Raw genomic sequence first — 23,758 nt, 5'->3', positions numbered from 1 at the left:
CATTATTCGTTTCCTCTCGCTCACGGATCAGCGATAAAATCGGCGGATTTGAGCAAAACATTCAATGATTGCGGCCGCAAGGTGCGCGCACGCACCGAACGGCAGGGCTCGGCTGGGGTCTGATGGAGCCAACGGCAAGCGGGCGCACCCACACGCGCCCTCGCCTCAATTCAGGAGAGAACACGATGAAGACCACCTTGACCCTTACCGCCCTCGCCGCTTCGATGATCTGCGGCGCCGCCCTGGCCCAGGACGCGGCCCAGCCGCCCAAGGCCGAACCGCACATGCAGAAGGTGCTGGACGCCCTCAAGTCCCTGAACGGCAAGCCGATCGAGACCCTGAGCCCGCAGGAAGCGCGCCAGCAGCCGACCCCGGCCGACGCAGTCAAGAAAGTGCTGACCGACATGGGCAAGAGCACCGCGCCGGAAGCCGGCGTGACCGTCAAGGACATGAGCGTGCCGGTCGACGGCGGCAGCGTCCCGGTGCACATCTACACGCCCGAGGGCAAGGGTCCGTTCCCGGTCATGGTCTACTACCACGGCGGCGGCTTCGTGATCGCCGACACCAAGACCTACGACGCCTCGCCGCGCGCACTGGCCAAGATGGCCAAGGCGATCATGGTCGCGGTCGACTACCGCCAGGCGCCGGAACATAAATTCCCAGCCGCCCCGAACGATGCCTACGCGGCCTACCTGTGGACCACCCAACACGCGGCCGAATTCAACGGCGATCCGAAGCGCGTGGCGGTCGGCGGCGAATCGGCCGGCGGCAACCTGGCCACCGTGGTGTCGATGATGGCGCGCGATAAAAAGGCCCAGATGCCGGTGCACGAGCTGCTGGTCTACCCGGTGGTCGACAACGACATGAACACCCCGTCCTACCAGCGCAACGCCAATGCCAAGCCGCTCGACAAGCCGATGATGGCCTGGTTCTTCAAGCACTACGGCGCCGATCCGGCCAGCCCGTACGCGCTGCCGATGAAGGCGGCTTCGCTGAAAGGCCTGCCGCCGGCGACCATCGTCGCCGCCGAGATCGACCCGCTGATGTCGGAAGGCCGGGCCTACGCCGAGAAGCTGAAGAAAGACGGCGTCAAGGTCGACTACAAGCTGTACAAGGGCGTGACGCACGAGTTCTTCGGCATGGGCGCGGTGGTGCCCGAGGCCAAGGACGCCGAGCAGTTCGCCGCCGACGGCCTGAAGAAAGCCTTCGCCAAGTAATCCAGCCTCCAGTTGCGGGACAGGCGCATGCCGGGGGCGGCATGCGCCTTTTTTTCGCCGGGCGCACGCGCAAGCGTTACACTGGCGCCTTCAACCGACTGGAATCACGTATCACATGCAACTCGAGCAACCCCTCTCCGACAAAGAATTCGACGACCTCGACAACTTCCTGCTGTCCGAGCGCTGCCCCGAAGGCGCGATGACGCTGGACACGCTGCACGGCTACCTCACCGCGATCGCGATCGGCCCCGAGACCATCATGCCGGCCGAGTGGCTGCCGCGCGTGTGGGGCGAGGAAGGCGCCGTCCCGAAGTGGAAGAACCCGAAGGAAGAGCAGCGCATCGTCAACCTGATCATGCGCTTCATGAACGAAGTCCTGATCACCTTCGAAGTCGCGCCCAAGGAATTCGAGCCGCTGTACGTCGAGCACGAGCACGACGGCGAGACCCTGATCGACGCCGAGGCCTGGTGCTGGGGCTTCTGGGAAGGCATGGACCTGCGCCCGGGCTCCTGGGACGACATCTGGGAATCCGATGCCGGCCCGCTGATGCGCCCGATCTACCTGCTGGGCGCCGACGAGATCGAGGAAAGCGAGCTCAAGGAAGTCGAAGACCCGCGCCTGGCGCACAAGCTGGCGCTCGAGATCGAGGCCAACCTGCCGGGCATCCACCGCTTCTGGCTGCCGCGCCGCAAGGCCGCGGTCGAGACCGTGCGCCGCGACGAGCCCAAGGTCGGCCGCAACGACGATTGCCCGTGCGGCAGCGGCAAGAAGTTCAAGAAGTGCTGCGGGGCGAACGAAGCCTGATAGTAATAGCGTCGAACAAAACCCTCAGGGCAAGGCGCATCGGCGAAGACAGTACGCTGGTACGGCGAGACGATGCAACGCAGCCATGACGGCTTTTTTTCGGCGCTAGGCATGGAGGCTGTTCTCGAACAGCGCTCCCAGCAAATCCGACTGTCCCACCACGCCGACGAACCTGCCGTCGGCGTCGACCACCGGGATGTGGTGCAGCCCGCGGTTGCTCATCAAGGGCACCAGGTCGGCGATCGGCGCGTCCGCGCGCACGCACGTCACGCGCGCGTGCATGACCTGCCCCACCGTCCCGGGGCGCTGCGGCAAGGTGCCCAGCAGGTGGCCGAGCAGGGCGCGCAGGCGCTGGCCCAGCGTCGGCGCATCGAGGCCGGCATGCTGGACGAAGTCGCCGAGCGACACCACGCCGGCCACGCGGCCTAGCGCGTCGAGCACCGGCAGCGCGTCGAGCCGGTGGCCGCGCAGCTGGCGCCAGGCGTCGTGCAGCGGCGTATCCGGCGTCACCGTCACCGCATCCTTCGACATGATGGCCGCGCAATCGATCACGCCGAAGCGCCTGCCAAAGGCGCGCTGCTCGGTCTCGAGCAGGATGGTTTCCAGGTCGTCGCGGCTGATGTCGAGCACCTGGCCGTAGTGCGCCAGCGCGGCGTCCAGATCCTCGGCGGTAAAGCCCAGGCGCGCCGTCGGCGCCGGGTCGCGCGTCGCGTGCACGCTGGTCTTCAGGTTCGAACCCTGCGGGTGCGGATAGCGGCGCCCGGTCAGGTTGTTGAAGACCAGCGCGGCCAGCACGATCAAGGTCGAATTCAGGCACACCGGCAGGAAGGCGAAGTGAAAGCCGGCCGCATAAACCGCCGGACCGCCCAGCACCGCCGTCAGCGCCACCGCGCCGCTGGGCGGGTGCAGGCAGCGCAGCAGGAACATCACCAGGATCGCCAGCGCGCCCGCGAGCGGCGCCGCCAGTACCGGGTCGTGCACCGCATGCGCCACCGTGATGCCGACCAGCGCCGAGATGGTATTCCCGCCGATCACCGACCAGGGCTGGGCCAGCGAACTGGCCGGCACGCAAAACAGCAACACCGCCGACGCGCCCATCGGCGCCACCAGCACCGGCGTGCCGCCGGCCGCGGCCAGCGGGCCGCTCAGGATCACCGTCACCAGCAGGCCGACCAGCGCGCCCGCCACCGCACGCAGACGCTCGGTCGGCGGCACCGTATTCGGCTGCGGCACGAAGCTGCGCAGCCATTCCACACTCTTATTCAATCTCGCACTCGTTCAAACCGGATTGTAGACGTCGTCGATCGCGCTTCGCGAAAAGGATCACATTATGATATATTTTTCGGATTCTAGCTTGTCGATCCTTACATCCCAGTGAAACCACCTCCCCCCGCCCAGACCGCGCTGACCAAGTCCGACTTCGCCGCCCTCTCGGAATTCCGCTACCAGATGCGGCGCTACGAGCGCTTTTCCGAAAACGCCGTGCAGGCCGAGGGCATCACACCTTTGCAGTACCTGCTGCTGCTGCACGTGAAGGGCTTTCCGGGCCGCGAATGGGCCACGGTCGGCGAGCTGGCCGAACGCCTGCAGGCCAAGCAGCACGGCGTGGTCGCGCTGGTGTCGCGCTGCGAAGCGGGCGGCCTGGTCGAGCGGCGCGCCAACGCCCAGGACCGGCGCCGCGTCGAAGTCCACCTGCTGCCCGCCGGCGAGGCGATCCTGACGCACCTGGCGGCGATCCACCGCGCCGAACTGCGCGCGCTGCAAGGCAAATTCACCGTCCCTCACCTGCCCTGAGCTTCCCTGCATCTTCCAGGAATCCATCATGCAAGCTTCGCTTCCGCGCCGCGATTTTTCCGGCGACCTCCGGCTGCTGCGCATCGCCGCCCTCGCCGCCGTGATCGGCGCCTTCAGCACGCTCGCCGCGCGCGTGCTGCTGCTCCTGATCCGCTTCTTCACCGACCTGTTCTTCTACGGACGGTTCTCGCTGGCCGAACTCTCGCCGGCCGACAACCGACTCGGCGCCTGGGTCATCCTGGTGCCGGCCATCGGCGGCCTGCTCATCGGCCTGATCGCGCGCTTCGGCACCGAGCAGATCCGCGGCCACGGCATCCCGGAAGCGATCGAGGCGATCCTGTTCAAGAACAGTGCGATGTCGCCCAAGGTCGCGCTCCTGAAACCGCTCGCCTCGGGCATCGCGATCGGCAGCGGCGGCCCGTTCGGCGCCGAAGGGCCGATCATCATGACCAGCGGCGCGATCGGCTCGCTGGTCGCCCAGCATGTCCGCCTGACCGGCGGCGAGCGCAAGACGCTGCTGGTGGCGGGCGCCGTGGCCGGCATGATGAACGCGCCGGTGATGGCGGCGGTGTTCGCGTTCGAAGTCACGCACGACGGCAATGCCCTGCTGCCGCTGCTGGCGGCCTGCGCCGGCGCCTATGGCTTCACCGTCTTGAGCATGGGCCGCTCGATCCTGACCGAAAAGATCGCCCGGCGCGGCCGCCACATCTATCGCGAATACGGCATCGATCCGCTCGAGCGCCACGCCGTGGCCGAGGTGATGACGACGGACGTCGAGTGGGTCGACGCCGACGCGACGGCCGCCCAGGTGCTGGCCTCGCATTTCGGCCCCGGCCAGCGCCACCGCGCCTTCCCGGTGCTGCGCGACGGCCTGGTGGCCGGCATGGTCGACCGGGGGTCGCTCGAACATGCCCTGGCGCGCTTGGCGCCCGATGCCCGCATCCGCGATCTGGTTGGCCTCAATCCGCCCCTGGTCGCCCTGCCCGGCGAAACCTGCCGCGCAGTCGCCGCCCGCCTGGCGGTGCACAAGCTGGAGCGCCTGCCGGTGGTGGCCGACCCCACAGCGCCCAGACTGCTGGGCCTGGTCAGCCGCAGCGACCTGATCCAGGCAACCGCCGGCCTGCATGCCGAGGAGCACGAGCGCACCGCCCTGCGCGGCGCACGCGCACGCGGGCGCGCCTGAGCAAGCCGGGCGTTGCAAATATGCTGCCTATCTGCAAGATGCCGGATGTTCATGTACGATAAGAAAGTCGCGCACAGGTCGACCGCTGCGCTCACTTCACCCTGTCGAGGATAACAACATGAACAAATTCCAGCGCACCCTGCTGGCCGCCGCCGTCACCGGCCTGGCTGCCGCCTTCGCCGCCGTCCCCGCCGTGCAAGCGGCCGCACCGATGGTCAAGAGCCCGGCCCCGGGCTACTTCCGCCTGATGGTCGGCGACTTCGAAGTCACCCCGATCAACGACGGCACCGTCGACCTGCCGGTCGACCAGCTGCTGCACGAAAACGCCGACACCACCCGCACCATCCTGTCGAAGAACTTCCTGAAAGCGCCGCTCGAGACTTCGGACAACGCCTACCTGGTCAACACCGGCAGCAAGCTGGTGTTGATCGACACCGGCGCCGGCGCCCTGTTCGGCCCGACCCTGGGCAAGTTCGTCAACAACCTGAAAGCGGCCGGCTACCAGCCCGAGCAGATCGACGAGATCTACATCACCCACATGCACGGCGACCACGTCGGCGGCCTGGTCAGCAACGGCCAGCGCGTGTTCCCGAACGCGTTAGTGCGCGCCGGCAAGGGCGACGCCGACTTCTGGCTGAGCCAGGCCAACATGGACAAGGCGCCTGCCGACAAGAAAGGCTTCTTCCAGGGCGCGATGACGGCGCTGAACCCCTACGTCCAGGCCGGCAAGTTCAAGGCGATCGAAGGCGATGGCGCGCTGGTGCCGGGCATCTCGGCCATCGCCACCCACGGCCACACCCCGGGCCACACCAGCTACGTGGTCGAAAGCCACGGCCAGAAGCTGGTGCTGATGGGCGACCTGATCCACGTGGCTTCGGTCCAGTTCGACAACCCGACCGTGACCATCGGCTTCGACAGCGACGACAAGGCCGCTTTCGCCTCGCGCAAGAAGGTGTTCGACGACGCCGCCAAGAACGGCACCCTGGTGGCCGGCGCCCACCTGCAGTTCCCGGGCCTGGGCCACATCGTCGCCCAGGGCAAGGCGTATCGCTGGATTCCGGTGAATTACACCCGGATGCGCTGACCCGGCAGCATCAGACGCCGCGGCGTTCCTGAACCTCGGCCAGCAGTCCCGCCAGCCGGTCCAGGTCGACCGGCTTGACCAGGTGATGGTCGAAGCCGGCCTCGAGTGCGTTGCGGCGGTCCTGTTCCTGGCCATAGCCGGTCACGGCGATCAGCACGATCGCGCTCGTGGCCGGGTCGAGGCGCAGACGGCGCGCCAGTTCGTTCCCATCCATCTCCGGCAGACCGATGTCGAGCAGCGCCGCGTCCGGGCGCAGGCTGCGCGCCCGCTCGAGCGCGCGCGGCGACTCGTGCTCCACCGCGACCTCGTGGCCGCATGCCTCGAGCAGCATGCCGAGGGTCGCGGCGGCATCGACGTTGTCGTCCACCACCAGCAGGCGCAGCGCCCGCGCACCCGCCGCCTGCGGCGCCGCATCGAGCTCGCGCTGGGCCTGGCCCGGCGCCGGCTGCATCAGCGGCAGCATCACAACGAATGTACTGCCCTGCCCCAGTCCCGGGCTGGAACACGCGACGCCCCCGCCGTGCAGCTCGACCAGGTGCTTGACCAGCGCCAGCCCGAGACCGAGCCCGCCCTGGGCGCGATCGGCCGAGCGCGTCGCCTGGGTGAACAGGTCGAACACCTGCCCGGTGAGGGCCGGCTCCATGCCGATGCCCTGGTCGCGCACCGCCAGCACCAGGCGGTCGTCGTCGGCGCGCGCCTCGACCTCGATGCGGCGCTCCTCGGGCGTGTACTTGGCGGCGTTGTTGAGCAGGTTGGACAGCACCTGCACCAGGCGCGCCTTGTCGCCCGGTACGGTGGCCTCCGGGTCACGCAGGTCGACCTGCAGCTGCTGGCGCCGGGCGTCGAACATCGGCCGCACCTGCTCGATCGCCTCCTCGACGATGGTGCGGGCCGACACCGGCGCGCGCGCCAGCGTCACCAGCCCGCGCGTGACGCGCGAGACGTCGAGCAGGTCGTCGACCAGGCTGGTCATGTGGCGCACCTGGCGCGCGATGATGGCGCTGCTCTGGCGCAGGCGTGTCTCGTCGAGGCGGCCGATCTTGAGCAGGTCGGCGGCGGCGCTGATCGGCGCCAGCGGGTTCCTCAGCTCGTGCGCCAGCATCGCCAGGAATTCGTCCTTGCGGCGGTCGGCTTCCTGCAATTGCTCCTCGACGCGCTTGCGCGCCGAGATGTCGCGGAACACCGAGACCATGCCGCCGTCGCGGGTCGGATAGGCGCGCACTTCGAACCAGTTGCCGCTGCCGCCGTCGCCCACGTGATGCAGCTGGGTGATGCCGGGCTCGCGCGTGCGCATGACGCGCTCGAACATGCGCCCGGTTTCGCTGTCCTGGTTCTCCGGCCAGACCGCCCAATGCTGGCGCCCGAGCACCTGGTCGGCGCGGCGGTTTGCCAGGCGCTCGCCGGCGCGGTTGATCTGCAGGACGGTCCAGTCGGGCGCGATCAGCAGGAAGCCTTCGGCGATCGAATCGAGGATCAGCTGGCTGCGGTCGCGTTCGGCGTCGAGCGCGGCCTGGATGCGCGCCAGGTCGACCGTGTTCCAGATGCGTCCGGCCACGCCGCGCGCGAGCTCGATCTCGGCCTCGCCCCAGTGGTGCGGCCGCGCCTGCCCCAGGCCCAGGAAGGCCAGCAGGCGGCCGTTGCGCACCAGCGGCACCAGCAGGCTGGACTCGACGCCCATGAACTGCAGGTAAGCGTGGTGGGCGGCGGCGCTGCGCGGGTCGGTCCGGACGTCGTTGATCGCGATGATCTGCCCGGAGCGGCCGGCGGCCGCGATCTCGGGGCCGAACGCGTCGATGGGGAAGGTGCTGCCCACCAGCCGGGACGGGCCGTGCCGGTTCCAGTCGCGCGGTACGAAGAAGGTGTTGCGGGTGTCGTCGACCTCGCCGTACATGACGCGCTCGACGCCCAGTTCCTCGCCCAGCAAGGCGCAGGCGGTGGCGATCTGCTCCTCGGCCGAACGGATCTGGCGCAGCGCATCGGTCAGCGACAGCTCGAAGGCGGCGCGGCGCTCGGACTGGACGCGCTCGGTCGTCTCGATGCAGGTGCAGTACATGCCCATTACCCGGCCCTGGCCGTCGTGCAGCGGCGAATACGAGAACGTGAAATAGGTCTGTTCGGGATAGCCCTTGCGCTCCATCGTGAGCGGCAGGTTCTCGAAATACGCCGACTTGTTGGACAGCGCCCGGTCGACGATCGGCACGATGTCGGCCCAGATCTCGTGCCAGATCTGCTGGAAGCGTTCGCCGAAGGCGGCCGGGTGCTTGTTGCCCAGCACGACGGCGTAGGCGTCGTTGTACAGGAAGGCGAGTTCCGGCCCCCAGGCGACGAACATCGGAAAGGTCGAGCTGAGCACCATAGATACGGCGGTGGCCAGCTCGGGCGGCCAGGACTGGGGCGGGCCGAGCGGGGACGTGCTCCAGTCGCGTTCGCGCAGGAGCCGCCTGGTCTCGGTGTCGCCGCCGCCGGCGGTCATGCGCAAAATGTCAACCATGGCGGGGATTTTCGCACACTAATGTGACAAGTGTGCGTTTTACAACTATTACAAGCGCGCCCCCGACGTGCGCTTACAGTTTGATGAAGTGCTCGCGGTAGTACTTGAGCTCTTCGATCGACTCGATGATGTCGGCCAGCGCCGTGTGCTTCTGGTGCTTCTTGAAGCCCGAGGCCAGTTCCGGCTTCCAGCGGCGGCACAATTCCTTCAGGGTCGACACGTCCAGGTTACGGTAGTGGAAGAACTCTTCCAGCTTCGGCATGCCGCGCGCCATGAAGCGGCGGTCCTGGCAGATCGAGTTGCCGCACATCGGCGACTTGCCGGCCGGGACCCACTGCTTCAAGAAGGCGATCAGCTGCTCGGCGGCCTGCTCTTCGGTCACGGTCGATGCCTTGACGCGGTCGATCAGGCCCGAACGGCCGTGCGTGCCCTTGTTCCAGGCATCCATCTTGTCGAGCGTCTCGTCGCTCTGGTGGATCGCGAACACCGGGCCTTCGGCCAGCACGTTCAGGTCAGGGTCGGTGACCACGGCCGCGACTTCGATGATGCGGTCGTTGTCCGGATCGAGGCCGGTCATTTCCATGTCGATCCAGACCAGGTTGAAGTCGTTCGGACGCGGCGTCGCAGTGCTTGCGCCCTGCGCTTGGGTTTCGTTAGCTTGTGACATAATCTCTCTTTACGTTGCTCGGCTTTGCCAATCCTGCATTTTCTCACAGGCACAGAATGCTTTCATCCGCGTTTTCGGTTTTGTTCGTCGTTTTTTTCTTGCTGACGCTGGCGCTGCGCTACTGGCTGGCGCGCCGCCACATCCGCCACGTGCTGGCGCACCGTGACCGCGTGCCGGCCGAATTCGCCGCCAGGATCCCGCTCGACGCCCACCGCAAAGCCGCCGACTACACCGTCGCCAGGACGCGCTACGCCCTGATCCATACGCTGTGGAGCAGCGCGGTACTGATCGGCTTCACGCTGCTGGGCGGCCTGCAGGCCCTCTCGAACACGATCCTGCACCTGCTGGGACCCGGCATGATGCACCAGATCGGGCTGGTGGTCGCGTACACCGTCGTCGCCGGGATGCTCGACCTGCCGTTCGGCTACTGGTTCCAGTTCGTGCTGGAACAACGCTTCGGCTTCAACAAGATGACCGTGGGGCTGTGGCTGGCCGACATGGTCAAGGGCACGCTGCTGGGCGCCGTGATCGGCCTGCCGCTGCTGTGGCTCGTGCTGACGCTCATGGACAAGGCCGGCAGCCTGTGGTGGCTCTACACCTGGGCGGTCTGGTGCGGCTTCCAGCTGCTGGCGATGGTGCTCTACCCGAGCGTCATCGCGCCGATGTTCAACAAGTTCACGCCGCTGTCCGACGACAGCCTCAAGGCCCGCATCGAAGGCTTGATGGCGCGCGTCGGCTTTGCCTCCAAGGGCCTGTTCGTGATGGACGGCAGCAAGCGCTCGAGCCACGGCAACGCCTACTTTTCCGGCTTCGGCGCCAACAAGCGCATCGTGTTCTTCGACACCCTGCTCGAGCGCCTGGCACCGTCCGAGATCGAGGCCGTGCTGGCGCACGAGCTGGGCCACTTCAAGCTCAAGCACATCGTCAAGCGCATCGTCGTGATGTTCGCGCTGTCGCTGGCCTTCCTGGCGCTGCTCGGCTGGCTCAAGGAGCAGGTCTGGTTCTACGAGGGCCTGGGCGTGCACCCGATCCTGGGCCAGGCCAACGATGCGATGGCGCTGCTGCTGTTCATGCTGGCGCTGCCGGTGTTCACCTTCCCGTTCGCGCCGCTGTCCTCGATCAGCTCGCGCAAGCACGAGTTCGAAGCCGACGCTTTCGCCGCCAGCCACGCCGATGCCGGCGACCTGGTCTCGGCCCTGGTCAAGATGTACGAGGACAACGCCTCGACGCTGACGCCGGACCCGATCCACTCGGCCTTCTACGATTCGCATCCGCCGGCCTCGGTGCGCATCCGCCACCTGCAGACGGCGGGGGCGGCATGAGCGCCGATCTCCTCGCCCGCCACGCCACCCACGGCGCAGCGGCGCTGGACGATGCGGCCGTCGAAGCGCTGCTGCCGGCCGTGCCCTGCTGGCGCATGGAGGCCGCGCCGGACACCGGCGTGCGCCTGGTGCGCGACTTCGCCTTCCTCGACTACATGGAAACCATCGCCTTCGTGAACGCGCTGGCCTGGATGGTCCACCGTGAAGACCACCATCCCGACCTGCAAGTCGGCTACAGGCGCTGTACGGCCAGCTGGACCACGCACTCGGCCGGCAACCGCCTGTCCGAGAACGACTTCATCTGCGCGGCCCGGGCCGACGCGATCTACGCGGGACGGACCGGCGCATGAGCAAAATGAACAAACCCACCAGGCCGATGAACCAACAGGACGCGCTGACCGGCACCGTGGTCGCCGCCCACGGGCGCCACTACCTGGCCGACGTCGGCTCGGACGGCCACCCCGAGTTCCTGCAATGCGTCACGCGCGGCAAGAAGACCAACGTCGCGGTCGGCGACGTCGTGCACCTGCAGCGCACCTCGAACGACCAGGCCGTGATCGAAAAGATCGCCGAGCGCAGCACGCTGCTGTACCGCTCCGACCAGTACAAGAGCAAGCTGCTGGCGGCCAACCTGACGCGCCTGTTCATCGTGATCGCGACCGAGCCGAGCTTCTCGGACGACCTGGTCTCGCGCGCGCTGGTCGCGTGCGAGGCGGCCGGCATCGAAGCCCACCTGATCCTCAACAAGGTCGACGTCGAAGAGGGCCTGGCGCGTGCGCGCGAGCGTGCCAGCCTGTACACCGGCATGGGCTACCCGCTGCACGAAGTCTCGGCCAGGGCGCGCCCCGAAGAGGCGGTCGCCGTGCTCGAGCCGCTGCTGCAGGACCAGTCGTCGATCTTCATCGGCCAGTCCGGCATGGGCAAGTCCTCGCTGATCAATCTGCTGGTGCCGGACGCCGACATCGCCACGCGCGAGATCTCGGAAGTGCTCGACACCGGCAAGCACACGACCACGTTCACGCGCCTGTACCGCCTGCCCGCCGGCGGCAACATCATCGACTCGCCGGGCTTCCAGGAATTCGGCCTGTACCACCTGAGCGAAGGCATGCTGGAGCGCGCTTTCGTCGACTTCAAGCCGTATCTTGGCGGCTGCAAGTACTACAACTGCCGCCACCTAGCCGAGCCGCAATGCGCGATCCTCGAGGCGGTCGCCGAGGGCAAGATCGCCAGGCTGCGCCACGAGCTGTACGCGCAGCTGCTGCACGAATCGGCGCAAACATTGTACTGAGGGGGTACTGACCAAAAAACCGCCATGCCGGAACTTAATTTACCGAATGGCAAACGAAACCGCTTATAATCAATCGCTTCGAACCACGGTAGACGGGATCATCGCATCCCACGAAACAACATGGCTGGCACGAATCCAACGAACATCAAACACTTCCTGCAGTTCTCCGACTTCACCCGCGACGAGTTCGAGTACCTGATCGAACGCGCCGCCATCATCAAGCGCAAGTTCAAGAACTACGAGATCTACCACCCGCTGGTCGACCGCACGCTGGTCATGGTGTTCGACAAGAATTCGACCCGCACCCGCCTGAGTTTCGAAGCCGGCATGCACCAGCTGGGCGGCGCCGCGATCTTCCTGAGCACGCGCGACAGCCAGCTCGGCCGCGGCGAGCCGGTCGAGGACGCCGGCCAGGTCATGAGCCGCATGTGCGACATCCTGATGGTGCGCACCTTCGGCCACGACATCATCGAGCGTTTCGCGGCGCATTCGCGCGTCCCGGTGATCAACGGCCTGACCAACGAGCACCATCCCTGCCAGGTGCTGGCCGACATCTTCACCTTCTACGAGCACCGCGGCCCGATCGCCGGCAAGACGGTGGCCTGGATCGGCGACGCCAACAACATGCTGTACTCGTGGCTGCAGGCGGCCGAAGTATTCGGCTTCCACCTGAACGTGTCGACGCCCAAGGGCTACGACATGGACCCGGCGCTGGTCGCCACCGGCAACTACACCTTCTTCGAGAACCCCTCGGACGCCTGCGCCGGCGCGCACCTGATCAACACCGACGTCTGGACCAGCATGGGTTTTGAAAAGGAAAACGCCGAGCGCCTGAAAGCCTTCGACGGCTTCATGGTCGACGCGCCGAAGATGGCGAAAGCCAGCCCGGACGCGCTGTTCATGCATTGCCTGCCGGCCCACCGCGGCGAGGAAGTCGCGGCCGAGGTCATCGACGGACCGCAGTCGGTGGTCTGGGACGAGGCCGAGAACCGCCTGCACGTGCAGAAGGCGCTGATCGAATACCTGCTGCTCGGCCGCATCGAAGATAAATAAGCATTACCATCACCACCCTGAGCTTGATCGTCGGCCTTCGGGCCGGCTGACCATCACCCCCTCCTCATTCATTGGAATCCCCATGAGCGACATTAAAAAAGTAGTCCTCGCCTACTCCGGCGGCCTCGACACCTCGGTCATCCTGAAATGGCTGCAGGATCACTACAACTGCGAAATCGTCACCTTCACCGCCGACCTCGGCCAGGGCGAAGAGCTGGAACCGGCGCGCGCCAAGGCCATCAAGTTCGGCATCAAGCCTGAGAACATCTACATCGACGACGTGCGCGAAGAGTTCGTGCGCGACTTCGTGTTCCCGATGTTCCGCGCCAACACCGTGTACGAAGGCGAATACCTGCTGGGCACCTCGATCGCGCGTCCGCTGATCGCCAAGCGCCTGATCGAGATCGCCAACCAGACCGGCGCCGACGCCATCTCGCACGGCGCGACCGGCAAGGGCAACGACCAGGTCCGCTTCGAGCTGGGCGCCTACGCGCTCAAACCCGACGTCAAGATCATCGCCCCGTGGCGCGAGTGGGACCTGCTGTCGCGCGAGAAGCTGCTGAAGTACGCGGAAGACGCCGGCATCGACATCGACATGAAGCACAAGAACGGCGGCGCGCCGTACTCGATGGACGCCAACCTGCTGCACATCTCCTTCGAAGGCCGCCACCTGGAAAACCCGAGCGCGGAAGCCGAGGAATCGATGTGGCGCTGGACCGTGTCGCCGGAACAGGCGCCGAACGAGCCGGAATACCTCGACATCGAGTTCGCGGGCGGCGACATCGTCGGCCTCAACGGCACCAAGATGAGCCCGGCGCAAGTGCTGACCGAGCTGAACCGCGTGGGCGGCAAGCACGGCATCGGCCGCCTCGACCTGGTGGAAAACCGCTACGTCGGCATGAAGTCGCGCGGCTGCTACGAAACCCCGGGCGGCACCATCATGCTGCGCGCCCACCGCGCGATCGAATCGATCACGCTGGACCGCGAAGTGGCGCACCTGAAGGACGACCTGATGCCGCGCTACGCCAGCCTGATCTACAACGGCTACTGGTGGAGCCCGGAGCGCGTCGCGCTCCAGACCCTGATCGACCACACGCAGAAGAACGTCAACGGCTGGGTGCGTGTCAAGCTGTACAAGGGCAACGTGATCGTGGTCTCGCGCGACTCGAAGACCGATTCGCTGTTCGACATGAACATCGCGACCTTCGATGAAGACGGCGGCGCCTACAACCAGGCGGACGCGGGCGGCTTCATCAAGCTGAACGCGCTGCGCATGCGGATCGCGGCCAAGGCGCGCGCCAAGCGCGGCCAATAAGGCGGGCAGTAAGCCGGCCGCGCCTTGCGGCGACCGAAGCCGCTGGTCCTGTTGGGCCGGCGGCTTTTTTTTCGTGCCGGCCTTCGCTTGATTGTATAGCCGCGCCCGCTCATGCCGGCACTCCAAGCGCGGTAGCCGGTGTCGAGCGACCGGTTTCCCGCCGCGGCCTGCGCGGCAACCCGAAGTGGACGCTTCGATTCGCGGTCACCCTGCTCCTGCGCGCCCAATTCCGCCGCTTCCGGCCTGCCCGCGGCGGAAAAGCCTCAGCGCGCCCGCCGGGTGATCTTCGATCCTTCCAGGCCGAGGTTCTCCATCAACCCGGCGTTGGTCATCACCACGGCCAGCGCGGGACTGGTCACGCCCGTGAGGTCGAGTTCGCCATTGGCGCCGGTATGCAGCAGCGCGACCGATGCGTCGGCCCCGGCCGACCATCCATGACTGGCCTGGAATTTCCGGAGGCTGTCTTGCGTCATGAAGAGGAACATCATGCCCTTCGACTGCGCGCCGATCTGCAGGCCGACGGACACCGCGCCGATCGAGTGGTAGTCACCGGGCTGCCGCCGACCCGGAGCACGCCCTGGCCGTACTCGCCGCCGACACCCAGCCCCGCGGCGATCACCGACGGAAAGATCAGCACGCCGCGCACCTTGCCTGCCAGTTCGCGCGCCCCCGGCGTCTGATGGAAGCGGTTCAACGTTTCATCGGCGCCGACGGTCGTCAAAGACAAGAAATCGCGGCTTTTCATGGTTTTCTCCCTTGCTTCATTGATCGGAGCCGCGCAACTATGGAAATGCTACTCGACTGCGTTCCACTCAGTCCACAAGCGTCCGGAAAACGGCGGCTGCGATTCATGCATTCGTAGAAAACCGGATAGGTTGTCGTTTCCATGCCAAAGCTGGCGTTCAAACGTTGTCGCAGACGCGGGTCATCGACGGTGCGCCCGGCCAGGACCAAAGCAGGCACAATGGCGCTACAACTCATGTGCTCCAGATGTTAATCGACAAAATCTTCGAAGTGGCCTTCCACGGTTCGCCGATCGGCCAGTACCTGCTCGCGCCCACCGACCAGCTCGAGATCCTGGCCGTCAACGACGCCTTCTTGCGCTCGGTCGCACGCCGGCGCGAGGACGTGCTGGGGCGGCCGCTGTTCGAGGTATTCCCGAACAACCCGACCGACCCGCACGACACCGGCGTACAGGATCTCGCCCGCTCGATCCGCGACGCGATCGAGGCCGGCGCCAGCCAGAAGATGGCGGCCCAGCGCTATCCGATCGAGATGGAGCGCGACGGCCGGCGCTGGTTCGAGATCATGTACTGGAGCGCCACCAACACCCCGGTCTACGGCGACGACGGCCGCCTGCTGTGCGTCTCGCACACCACCATCGACATCACCGCCCAGGTGCTGGCCGAGCAGGCGCTCGAACGCAGCCGCGAGGAAGCGCTGGCCAGCGCACGCCGCGCCGAGGCGGAGCGCGCCAACCTGGCGGCGGTGCTGAGCGCAGCGCCAGTCGGCATCCTGGTGGTGGACCGCGCGCAGCGCGTGATCGAGAAGAACCCAGCCTACACCAGGCTGTTCGGCAACGATTTCGCCGATATCGGCGCGCGCATCGACCTGGACGTCTGGAACGGCTGGCTGGTCGGCGGGCCGCGCGCCGGCGACAAGCTGCGGCTCGAAGACTGGCCGCTGCAGCGCGCGCTCGCCGGCGAAACCGTCGACCACTGCCCGCTGCGCGTGCAATCGTTCGACGCCGACGCGGTGCGCACGATGCTGGTGTCCTCGGCGCCCATCCACGGCGCCGATGGCGAGGTGGTCGGCGCGGTCGCGGTGGCGATGGACATCGAGGAACGCATCCGCGCCGAGCAGGCCTTGCAGGAAGCCGACCGGCGCAAGGACGAATTCCTGGCAATGCTGGCGCACGAGCTGAGGAATCCCTTGGCGCCGATCGGCGCGGCGGCCTCGCTGCTGGCGCGCAGCCACGGCGAGGACGAGCAGGTGCAGCGCACCAGCAAGGTGATCACGCGCCAGGTCCAGCACATGAGCAGCCTGGTCAACGAGCTGCTCGACGTCGCGCGCGTCACGCGCGGCCTGATCGCGCTCGACCGCGAAATCCTGGACGCCAAGCGCATCGTGGCCGAGGCGATCGAGCAGGCCCGGCCCGGCATCGAGGCGCGCGGCCACACGCTGCAGGTCAGCCAGCCGCCCTTGCCCGCCTTCGTGCTGGGCGACCACAAGCGCCTGGTGCAGGTGCTGGCCAACCTGCTGCACAATGCGGCCAAGTTCACGCCCGAGGGCGGGCTGGTGCAGGTCGAGCTGGAGATCGATCCCAATCACGTGCGCTTGTGCGTGAGCGACAACGGCCAGGGCATGACGCCCGAGCTGATGGCGCGCGCCTTCGAGCTGTTCGCGCAGGGCGAACGCACGCTCGACCGTTCCCAGGGCGGCCTGGGCATCGGCCTGGCGCTGGTGCGCAGCGTGGTCCAGCTGCACGGCGGCCGGGCGAGCGTCGAGAGCGCCGGTCCGGACCAGGGCTCGCATTTCACGATCTGCCTGCCCAAGGCCGAGCCGCCCGCGCCGGCACGGCCGGCCGATGCGGATGCCAGCGCTGCCGCCGGCGCCGCGGCCGCGGCGCAGCAAGGCCTGGCGATCATGGCGGTCGACGACAACGAAGACGCCGTGACGATGCTGCAGCCGCTGCTGGCCTCGCTCGGCCACCGCGTCACCACCTTTACCAGCTCACGCGCGGCGCTGGGTTACGCCCTCGCCCATCCGCCGGACGCCTGCGTGCTCGACATCGGCCTGCCCGAGATCGACGGCCTCGCGCTCGCGCGCGCCTTGCGCGCGGACCCGCGCACGCGCGGCGCGGTGCTGATCGCGCTGTCCGGCTACGGCAAGGAGGTCGACCGCCGGGCCGCGCTGGCGGCCGGCTTCGACGACTACTTCGTCAAGCCGGTCAACATCGACGCGCTGGGCGAGGCGCTGGCGCGGCCAGCGCCCGGGCGCCAGGCGGAGCCGCGCTAGGCGCTCGCCATCGCGCGCTGCGCGTGCGCCGTCTTCCCGGGCGCGGCCTGGGCAGGCGCGCCGCCCGCACGGGCGCCGGTCGCAGGGGGCGCGTCGAAATCGTAGACGGCCGCGTCGTGCACTTCCCAGGCGCCCTCGCCCAGCAGGCGCAGCACGTGGGTGTGGTGGCGCAGCACGGCGGCGCGGTGGGCGATGCTGATCAGGGTCGTGCCGCTCGCGCGCAGGCGCGCATACAGCGAGGCTTCGTTGGCGCTGTCGAGCGCACTGGTGGCTTCGTCCAGGATCACGATGCGCGGGGCGTGCACCAGCACGCGCCCGAACGCCAGGCGCTGCTGCTCGCCGACCGACAGCAGCTTTTCCCAATCTTGCACGGCATCCAGGCCGCCGACCCGTTCGACCAGCTGCGGCAGGTGGACGTCGTCCAGGATCGCCAGCAACTGCTCGTCGCTCAGGTCGGTGTGGGTGCCGGGATAGATCAGCTGGCTGCGCAGCGTACCCGCCTGCAGGTAAGGCTTTTGCGGCAGGAAGAAAAAGTCCTCGATCGGCGGATGGTGGATGGTGCCGCTGCCGGTGTCCCACAAGCCGGCGATCGCGCGCAGCAGCGAGCTCTTGCCGCAGCCGCTGTCGCCGGTGATCAGCAAGGCGTCGCCGGGCGCCAGCGAAAGGTCGAGGTCCTTGATCAGCACGCGCCCGGAACGCGGCGGATGCAGCGTCAGCGTCTGCAGCGCCAGCTGCTCGCCCGGACGGCGCTCGATGCGCGGCGGCCTCCCGCTGTCGGCGCCGGCGCCCGCGCCGGCAGCGGCGGGCGCCATGCCCGGCAGCACGCGCTCGGACAGCGCCTGCAGGCGGTCGATGCCGGCCACGAAGCGGCTCAGGCTCTCGAAATTGTCGACGATGACGCCGACCGCACCGAGCACCGCCGTGAAGGCGCCGGCGGCCTGGATCGCCTGCCCGACTTCGAGTTCGCCGGCCAGCACGCTCTTGGCCAGGATCGCGCTCGGCAGCACCAGCGTCAGCTGGCTGAAGGTGCGCTGGAACAGGTTGAGCGTGCGCTGCTTCTTGATCAGGCGGGCGAAATTATGGATCACCTTGCCGAAGCGGTTGTCGATGTGGGCGCGCTCCTGCGCCTCGCCGCGGTAAAACGCGATCGACTCGGCGTTTTCGCGCACGCGCATCAGGCTGAAGCGGAAATCGGCTTCGCGCCGCAGCTGCCAGAAGTTCAGGTGGATCAGCGGGTTGCCGAACCAGGTCAGCGCGACCACGGTGCCGGTCAGCGCATACACCGCCAGCACCGCCACCAGCACGTGCGAAATCTTCCACAGCACCGCGCTGAACGCCACCAGCTGCATGATCGAACTCAGGAAGATCAGCAGGAAGTTGATCGAGCGGCCGGTGAAGGTGTCGATGTCTTCGCAGATGCGCTGGTCCGGGTTGTCCATCTCGGCGTCGGATTCGAGCGCGTAGTACTTGCGCCCGTTCAGGTAGCCGTCCAGGAAGCGGCCGGTGAGCCAGCGCCGCCACTGGTTGGCGAACACGTCGCGCATGTAATAGTAGAACGCGTAGCTCGGCACCGCGAAGGCCAGGATGTACAGGCAGGCGCGCACCGAGGTCCAGAAGCGGTCGCCATCCTTGTCGGCCAGCGCCGAGGTGATTTCCCCGGCCTGGTCGTTGAGCATCACGGCGACCTTGGTCTCGACCAGCATCAGCACGATCAGGAGCAGCAGCATGCTCCAGGCCCTGCCCTTTTCCTCGCCCTGCCAGTAAGGCTTGGCGACCCGGACGAATTGCTTCCAGGCCGCCAGCGACAGGGAGGCGCGGCGGCGTTTCTTGCGTGGCGGGGTGTCGTGGTCGGATGCGGCGGTGCTGGGTGAAGGCTTGCTCATGGTTGTTGCTCGATTGCTGTATTGACTGCAGCATACAAGCCCCCACCAATTGGTTCAGTGCGGAAACAGACATAACGCCGAGTAAAAATTGGGGTCTCGCGCAGCGAGACGCCCTCCGCCGGGACGACGCAGCGATGAAGTCGTGATGCCGCCGCGATCAGAAGTGGAAGTTCGCCGTCACGCTGGCCCAGCGCGGCGCGCCCGGCGTGTAGCGGTAGCCGCTCTTGTTGATCGCCGCGACGTAGCGCGTGTCGAACAGGTTGTAGAGGTTCAGCTGCAAGTCCAGCCAGCGCGCCACCCGATAGCTCGCCATCGCGTCGACCACCGTGTAGGCATCGGCATAGGCCGGGGTGCCGACCGCGCCGTCGGTGCCGCGCAGCAGGCGGCCCTGGTAGCGCACCCCGCCGCCGACCTTCAGGCCGAACGGGAAGGCATAGGTGGTCCAGCTGGTGAACGACTGCTTCGGGGTGTACGACAGGTTGTTCTCGCCGCTGGCGGTGACGACCTTGCCCGCTTCGACGCTGGTGTCCATGTAGGCGTAGCCGGCGTTGACCGACCAGGCTTTGGTGATCTCGCCGGTGGCGGACAGCTCCACGCCCTGCACGCGCTTGCGCCCGCTCTGGAAGTACAGCAGCGTGACCGGGTCCTGCTCGACGTCGTTCTTGACGTCGGTGCGGTACAGCGCCGCGTTCAGGCCCAGCTTGTGGTGCATGAGTTCCAGCTTGCCGCCGATTTCGGTGGTGGTGCTGACCTGCGGCTGGTAGATCGGATTCGCGGCGCTGTTGGCGCTGGCGCTGAGCGTCAGGTTCGAGCCCGGCGGGTTCTTGGAGGTCGCCCACAGCGCGTACACGCTGCTGTTCTCGGTCGGCTTGTACAGGCCTGAAACCTTGCCGCTGACGAGGTTATCCGACAGCTCGATATGCGACGGGACCGGCGTGCCGGCCGGCAGCGTTGGATTGGCGGTGGCGGTCGCCAGCGTGACGGCGTCGTAGTTGGTGTCGAAGTGGTCGATGCGGACCGAGGCGCCGAACAGCCATTGCTCGCCCAGCTTGATCGTGTCCAGGAAGTAGGCCGACTCGGTGTCGATCTGGCCCTGGGTGCGGGCGCCGCTGCGCACCAGGTTCAGGCCGCCGACCGGAGCGTTCGGATCCGGGTGGTAGAAATTCGACGGCAGCAGCACCCCGGCGCCGAGGTAGCCATAGTTCTTCTGCTTCTCGCTGACCAGGTCCAGGCCCGACACCAGCGTGTGGCGCAGCGCGCCGGTGCTGAAATCCGCGGTCAGCGTGGTCTGGTTGGCCAGCACCTTGTTTTCCTGGTCCTTCACGGTGCGCAGGGTGCGGGTGAAGGTCCAGGTCGAGGGGTCGGCGCTCGGCGTGGCGACCGTCGTGGCCGAGCTCATGAAGGAACTGAGCAGGTAATCCTGTTTCGTCTTGCCGTAGCGCGTGGTGCTGCGCAGGCGCAGCCCGTCGCGGAACTCGTGTTCGAGGATCGCGGTGGCCATGTCGGCCTTCACGTGATCGTAGTCCGACAGTTCGCCATAGAAGTTGTCGGGATCGACCATCGGCGCAGCCGCGATGAAGGGACGCTTCGGGTCCGGGCTGCTGTAGCCGGGCAGGCCGACGGTCGGCACGCCGCCGTCCGGACGGTTGTCCTGCTTGACGTGCAGGAAGTCGAGGTAGAGCCGGGTCGGGCCACGCAGGCCGAACGCCAGCGACGGCGCCACCGCCCAGCGCTTGTCGCGCACGAAGTCGCGCGCCGGGTTGCCGTTGTCCTGGTCGAGCGCGTTCAGGCGGAACGCAATGCCGCGCTCGCGGTCGATCACCTGGTTCAGGTCGGCGGCGCCGCGCGCAGTCTGCGTGCCGGCCTGCAGCGAGGCGTCGGCGAAGCTGCGCAGTTGCGGCTGCTTGGTGTCGAGGTTGATCGAGCCGGTCGGGGCGCTGCGGCCCGTGTCGGTGCCGGCCGGCCCCTTCAGCACGTCGATCTGCTCGATGTTGAAGATGTCGCGCGAGATCGAGCCGATGTCGCGGATGCCGTCGACGAACAGGCTGCCCGAGGTGTCGAAGCCGCGCAGGTAGATCGCGTCGCCGGTGTTGGTGCTGCCGTTTTCGCCAAGGAAGAAGGTGCCCACGCCGGGTGTGTTGCGCAGCGCCTCGGTCAGCGTGGTCGCGCCCTGCTGCTCGAACAGCTCCTTCTTGATCACGATGATGCTCTGCGGGGTGTCGACCAGCTTTTCGGTGTACTTGGCCGACTGCGGGTGGTCGGCCTTGAAGTCGTTTTCGCGCTCGCCGACGACGTGCACGCGCTGGGCGCGATGGTCGCGGTCATGCTCGCGGTCGTGGTCGCCATCGCGGCGCGCGTGGTCGTCGCTGTCGCTGCGTTCCTGGGACGTGGCGGCGGCGGTGCCGGCAGGCGCCACCGGCTCGGCCGCGTGCGCGGCGAACGGCAGCATCAGCAGCGCCAGGGCGGCGCCGGCACCGGCGCTGCGCGGCAAGGCGGCATGTTTGCGGCTGCGGATCGTGTTCTGGGTCGTGGTCATGGTCGAGGTCGTGTTGTTATTGATCGGTTATCGGAACGTCACGCACTCTAGCAAGCTTCTCGACGAATGTAAACGCGAATCATTATCATTTGCGTTCCTTTGATCGCCATCGTTTCCGTCGCGCGCCATGCCCTGTCGGCGTTTTGATAACTGAACATCACTCAATGTGACCCGAAGTTACATTTATGTTGCATCCCTACAGCAACTCTCGGGCGGAAGATGCCCAGCGATGTTACAGTTCGGGGACAAATACCCTGCTTTGGAGCAAGTATGTTTCGCAATTCGAGCATCAAGACCAAACTCAGCCTCGGTCTGGGCACGATCGTCACGCTGAGTCTGCTGGTGCTCGCCCTCGCCTACGATCACTACGCCCGCCTGTCCGCCGCCAACCGCTGGGACCGCCACACGCTGGAGGTACTGCTCGAGACCAACCACGTCTCGACCGCGGTGCTGCAGATCCAGTCGTCGACGCGCGGCTTCCTGCTTACCGGCAACGACGAACTGCTGGCCCCGATCCAGGCCGACTACGCGGGCGCGCGCCAGCACGTCGAGCGCGCGCTCGCGCTCACGGTCGACAACCCGCCCCAGCAGGAGCGCATCACGCGCCTGCAGGCCATGCTGGCCGACTGGATGGCGCATGCGATCCAGCCCAACATCGACGCCCGCCGCCGCCTCGGCGACGCCGGTCCGGTCACGATCACGCCCGAGATCAACAAGAAGGTGCTGGCCGGCAGCAGCGCGATGAGCGGCATCCGCAGCCTGGTCGCCGAGGTCGAGGCCGACGAGAGCCGCCTGCGGGCCGCACGCAACGAGGAATCGAGCTCGCGCGACCAGCGCATGGCGGCCGTGCTGATCGGCGGCGCGCTGGCCAGCGTGGTGCTGGGCGCGCTGGTCGCCGGGGGCCTGCTGGCCTCGGTGTCGCGGCCGCTGGCCAGCCTGCTGCAAGCGGCGCGCGGGATCGCGGGCGGACAGGTGGGCGCGCGCGCCGAGGTGCTGTCCGAGGACGAACTGGGCCGCCTGGCGCAGGAATTCAACCGCATGGCCCAGGCCATCGAAGACAGCCAGGCCAAGGAGCTGGCCGCGAGCAACGCGCTGCGCGCCAAGGTCGGCGCCCTGCTCGCCGTGGTCTCGAAAGCCGCGCGCGGCGACCTGACCGGCACCAGCGGCGTGCACGGCGAGGATGCCATCGGGCGCCTCGGCGAAGGCGTGGAGGCGATGGTCGGCAACCTGCGCAGCCTGCTCACCAATGTGCAGCGCGCCGGCATCCAGGTGACCGCCTCGGCGACCCAGATCGCGGCCTCGGCGCGCCAGCAGGAAGCCACCGGCATCGAGCAGGCCCAGACCAGCGTCGAGGTGCTCTCGACCACCAAGGAGATCTCGGCCAACACCGCCCAGCTGCTGCGCACGATGGAGGAAGCGACCGAGGTCGCCGACTACACCACCGCCGCCGCCGCCGAGGCCCAGGACAACCTCAAGCGCATGGACCAGAGCATGCACCAGATGGTGGCGGCGACCGACACCATCGGCGCCAAGCTGGCCGCGCTGTCCGAAAAAGCCAGCAACATCAACAGCGTGCTGACCACGATCACCAAGGTCGCGGACCAGACCAACATCCTGTCGCTGAACGCCGCGATCGAAGCCGAAAAGGCCGGCGAGGCCGGGCGCGGCTTCGCGGTCGTGGCCAGCGAGATCCGGCGCCTGGCCGACCAGACCTCGGTCTCGACCTGGGACATCGAGCAGATGCTCAAGGATATGCAGTCGGCGGTGTCGGCCAGCGTGATGGGCATGGACAAGTTTTCGGAGGAGATCCGGCGCAGCGTCGACGAGGCGCACCGCGTGGCCTCGCAACTGTCCGAGATGGTGGACCAGGTGCGCCAGCTGGCGCCGCGCTTCGACCTGGTGCTGCAGGGGATGCAGTCGCAGGCGGTCGGCGCCACGCAGATCTCGGAGACGATGATGCAGCTGTCCGACGCCAGCCAGCAGACCGTGGACTCGCTCAAGGCCACCAGCGAGGCGGTGCACCAGCTGCAGTATGCCGCCGGCGACCTGCAGCAATCGGTCGCGACCTTCTCGGTCAGCACCTAGGCGGGCGCACGGCAATG

Annotated in this window: 19 protein-coding genes; 12 read left to right on the top strand and 7 right to left on the bottom strand. The window is 67.3% G+C overall.

What is annotated here, in order from left to right:
* The first annotated feature begins 185 nt into the window (after nucleotides 1-185).
* Together FA90_RS02370 and FA90_RS02365 are read left to right on the top strand one after the other, a co-directional pair.
* Nucleotides 186-1,217 (top strand): alpha/beta hydrolase, encoded by a 1,032-nt coding sequence (locus tag FA90_RS02370; RefSeq protein WP_197065231.1) that lies wholly within the window; start codon nucleotides 186-188, stop codon nucleotides 1,215-1,217.
* A 115-nt stretch (nucleotides 1,218-1,332) separates the two neighbouring features.
* The gene (locus FA90_RS02365; RefSeq protein ID WP_036165550.1) at nucleotides 1,333-2,022 is read left to right on the top strand and encodes a UPF0149 family protein; all 690 of its coding nucleotides are present in this window, start codon (nucleotides 1,333-1,335) and stop codon (nucleotides 2,020-2,022) included.
* Between the two features lie 105 nt (nucleotides 2,023-2,127).
* Here the strand turns inward: FA90_RS02365 and FA90_RS02360 are convergent, their stop codons facing one another.
* Entirely contained in the window at nucleotides 2,128-3,288 is a 1,161-nt protein-coding gene (locus FA90_RS02360) for an HPP family protein (protein WP_036165547.1), read from the bottom strand.
* A 183-nt stretch (nucleotides 3,289-3,471) separates the two neighbouring features.
* Here FA90_RS02360 and FA90_RS02355 point away from each other — a divergent pair, with 183 nt between their 5' ends.
* The 3 genes from FA90_RS02355 (at nucleotide 3,472) to FA90_RS02345 (ending at nucleotide 6,083) form a co-directional block, all read left to right on the top strand.
* Complete coding sequence (locus FA90_RS02355; protein ID WP_081934026.1) at nucleotides 3,472-3,816, top strand: MarR family winged helix-turn-helix transcriptional regulator; 345 nt, start codon at nucleotides 3,472-3,474, stop codon at nucleotides 3,814-3,816.
* Between the two features lie 28 nt (nucleotides 3,817-3,844).
* Nucleotides 3,845-4,999 (top strand): chloride channel protein, encoded by a 1,155-nt coding sequence (locus tag FA90_RS02350; protein WP_036165542.1) that lies wholly within the window; start codon nucleotides 3,845-3,847, stop codon nucleotides 4,997-4,999.
* A gap of 118 nt (nucleotides 5,000-5,117) precedes the next feature.
* Nucleotides 5,118-6,083 (top strand): MBL fold metallo-hydrolase, encoded by a 966-nt coding sequence (locus FA90_RS02345; RefSeq protein WP_036165540.1) that lies wholly within the window; start codon nucleotides 5,118-5,120, stop codon nucleotides 6,081-6,083.
* Nucleotides 6,084-6,093: 10 nt separating this feature from the next.
* On the opposite strand, the gene FA90_RS02340 is transcribed toward FA90_RS02345, so the two are convergent.
* Together FA90_RS02340 and orn are read right to left on the bottom strand one after the other, a co-directional pair.
* Nucleotides 6,094-8,574, bottom strand: coding sequence for an ATP-binding protein (locus FA90_RS02340; RefSeq protein ID WP_051971337.1), 2,481 nt, complete (start codon nucleotides 8,572-8,574; stop codon nucleotides 6,094-6,096).
* 73 nt (nucleotides 8,575-8,647) lie between these two features.
* Nucleotides 8,648-9,241, bottom strand: coding sequence for an oligoribonuclease (gene orn / locus FA90_RS02335; RefSeq protein WP_036165538.1), 594 nt, complete (start codon nucleotides 9,239-9,241; stop codon nucleotides 8,648-8,650).
* A gap of 56 nt (nucleotides 9,242-9,297) precedes the next feature.
* Here orn and FA90_RS02330 point away from each other — a divergent pair, with 56 nt between their 5' ends.
* The 5 genes from FA90_RS02330 (at nucleotide 9,298) to FA90_RS02310 (ending at nucleotide 14,219) form a co-directional block, all read left to right on the top strand.
* Entirely contained in the window at nucleotides 9,298-10,563 is a 1,266-nt protein-coding gene (locus FA90_RS02330; protein WP_036165536.1) for a M48 family metallopeptidase, read from the top strand.
* Nucleotides 10,560-10,913 carry a 4a-hydroxytetrahydrobiopterin dehydratase gene (locus FA90_RS02325; RefSeq protein WP_036165533.1) on the top strand — a complete coding sequence of 118 codons (354 nt, stop codon included), beginning with the start codon at nucleotides 10,560-10,562 and terminating at the stop codon, nucleotides 10,911-10,913. The genes FA90_RS02330 and FA90_RS02325 overlap by 4 nt, the downstream gene beginning before the upstream one ends.
* A gap of 5 nt (nucleotides 10,914-10,918) precedes the next feature.
* Nucleotides 10,919-11,851: a ribosome small subunit-dependent GTPase A gene (rsgA, locus tag FA90_RS02320; protein ID WP_373994583.1), complete on the top strand. Its 933-nt coding sequence runs from the start codon at nucleotides 10,919-10,921 to the stop codon at nucleotides 11,849-11,851.
* Between the two features lie 120 nt (nucleotides 11,852-11,971).
* Nucleotides 11,972-12,904 (top strand): ornithine carbamoyltransferase, encoded by a 933-nt coding sequence (gene argF / locus FA90_RS02315; protein ID WP_036165531.1) that lies wholly within the window; start codon nucleotides 11,972-11,974, stop codon nucleotides 12,902-12,904.
* Nucleotides 12,905-12,986: 82 nt separating this feature from the next.
* On the top strand, nucleotides 12,987-14,219 hold the full coding sequence (locus tag FA90_RS02310) for an argininosuccinate synthase (protein ID WP_036165528.1): 1,233 nt from the start codon (nucleotides 12,987-12,989) through the stop codon (nucleotides 14,217-14,219).
* Nucleotides 14,220-14,482: 263 nt separating this feature from the next.
* Here FA90_RS02310 and FA90_RS27580 read toward each other — a convergent pair whose 3' ends face one another.
* The gene (locus tag FA90_RS27580) at nucleotides 14,483-14,746 is read right to left on the bottom strand and encodes a YSC84-related protein (RefSeq protein WP_051971336.1); all 264 of its coding nucleotides are present in this window, start codon (nucleotides 14,744-14,746) and stop codon (nucleotides 14,483-14,485) included.
* Complete coding sequence (locus FA90_RS27575; protein ID WP_307170415.1) at nucleotides 14,704-14,964, bottom strand: hypothetical protein; 261 nt, start codon at nucleotides 14,962-14,964, stop codon at nucleotides 14,704-14,706. The genes FA90_RS27580 and FA90_RS27575 overlap by 43 nt, the downstream gene beginning before the upstream one ends.
* A 245-nt stretch (nucleotides 14,965-15,209) precedes the next feature.
* Between FA90_RS27575 and FA90_RS24725 the strand changes: the two genes are divergently transcribed.
* Complete coding sequence (locus tag FA90_RS24725; protein WP_051971335.1) at nucleotides 15,210-17,237, top strand: ATP-binding protein; 2,028 nt, start codon at nucleotides 15,210-15,212, stop codon at nucleotides 17,235-17,237.
* Here FA90_RS24725 and FA90_RS02295 read toward each other — a convergent pair.
* Both FA90_RS02295 and FA90_RS02290 read right to left on the bottom strand, forming a co-directional pair.
* Nucleotides 17,234-19,120: an ABC transporter ATP-binding protein/permease gene (locus FA90_RS02295; RefSeq protein WP_081933584.1), complete on the bottom strand. Its 1,887-nt coding sequence runs from the start codon at nucleotides 19,118-19,120 to the stop codon at nucleotides 17,234-17,236. The two genes, FA90_RS24725 and FA90_RS02295, sit on opposite strands and share 4 nt — an antisense overlap.
* 157 nt (nucleotides 19,121-19,277) lie before the next feature.
* On the bottom strand, nucleotides 19,278-21,656 hold the full coding sequence (locus FA90_RS02290) for a catecholate siderophore receptor Fiu (protein WP_036165526.1): 2,379 nt from the start codon (nucleotides 21,654-21,656) through the stop codon (nucleotides 19,278-19,280).
* A gap of 270 nt (nucleotides 21,657-21,926) precedes the next feature.
* Between FA90_RS02290 and FA90_RS02285 the strand changes: the two genes are divergently transcribed.
* Nucleotides 21,927-23,741 carry a methyl-accepting chemotaxis protein gene (locus tag FA90_RS02285; protein ID WP_036165523.1) on the top strand — a complete coding sequence of 605 codons (1,815 nt, stop codon included), beginning with the start codon at nucleotides 21,927-21,929 and terminating at the stop codon, nucleotides 23,739-23,741.
* Nucleotides 23,742-23,758 lie beyond the last annotated feature (17 nt).

The organism is Massilia sp. 9096, from assembly GCF_000745265.1.
GTDB lineage: Bacteria > Pseudomonadota > Gammaproteobacteria > Burkholderiales > Burkholderiaceae_D > Telluria.
Note: the sequence above shows the minus strand (reverse complement) of the source record. Positions and strands in the feature narration are given on the sequence as shown.

Bases quoted from the DNA above. Each gene is read 5' to 3' on its own strand.
- FA90_RS02370 (WP_197065231.1), top strand. From the start codon at position 186: ATGAAGACCACCTTGACCCTTACCGCCCTCGCCGCTTCGATGATCTGC.
- FA90_RS02365 (WP_036165550.1), top strand. From the start codon at position 1,333: ATGCAACTCGAGCAACCCCTCTCCGACAAAGAATTCGACGACCTCGAC.
- FA90_RS02355 (WP_081934026.1), top strand. From the start codon at position 3,472: ATGCGGCGCTACGAGCGCTTTTCCGAAAACGCCGTGCAGGCCGAGGGC.
- FA90_RS02350 (WP_036165542.1), top strand. From the start codon at position 3,845: ATGCAAGCTTCGCTTCCGCGCCGCGATTTTTCCGGCGACCTCCGGCTG.
- FA90_RS02345 (WP_036165540.1), top strand. From the start codon at position 5,118: ATGAACAAATTCCAGCGCACCCTGCTGGCCGCCGCCGTCACCGGCCTG.
- FA90_RS02340 (WP_051971337.1), bottom strand. From the start codon at position 8,574: ATGGTTGACATTTTGCGCATGACCGCCGGCGGCGGCGACACCGAGACC.
- orn (WP_036165538.1), bottom strand. From the start codon at position 9,241: ATGTCACAAGCTAACGAAACCCAAGCGCAGGGCGCAAGCACTGCGACG.
- FA90_RS02330 (WP_036165536.1), top strand. From the start codon at position 9,298: ATGCTTTCATCCGCGTTTTCGGTTTTGTTCGTCGTTTTTTTCTTGCTG.
- FA90_RS02325 (WP_036165533.1), top strand. From the start codon at position 10,560: ATGAGCGCCGATCTCCTCGCCCGCCACGCCACCCACGGCGCAGCGGCG.
- rsgA (WP_373994583.1), top strand. From the start codon at position 10,919: ATGAACAAACCCACCAGGCCGATGAACCAACAGGACGCGCTGACCGGC.
- argF (WP_036165531.1), top strand. From the start codon at position 11,972: ATGGCTGGCACGAATCCAACGAACATCAAACACTTCCTGCAGTTCTCC.
- FA90_RS02310 (WP_036165528.1), top strand. From the start codon at position 12,987: ATGAGCGACATTAAAAAAGTAGTCCTCGCCTACTCCGGCGGCCTCGAC.
- FA90_RS27575 (WP_307170415.1), bottom strand. From the start codon at position 14,964: ATGAAAAGCCGCGATTTCTTGTCTTTGACGACCGTCGGCGCCGATGAA.
- FA90_RS24725 (WP_051971335.1), top strand. From the start codon at position 15,210: ATGTTAATCGACAAAATCTTCGAAGTGGCCTTCCACGGTTCGCCGATC.
- FA90_RS02295 (WP_081933584.1), bottom strand. From the start codon at position 19,120: ATGAGCAAGCCTTCACCCAGCACCGCCGCATCCGACCACGACACCCCG.
- FA90_RS02290 (WP_036165526.1), bottom strand. From the start codon at position 21,656: ATGACCACGACCCAGAACACGATCCGCAGCCGCAAACATGCCGCCTTG.
- FA90_RS02285 (WP_036165523.1), top strand. From the start codon at position 21,927: ATGTTTCGCAATTCGAGCATCAAGACCAAACTCAGCCTCGGTCTGGGC.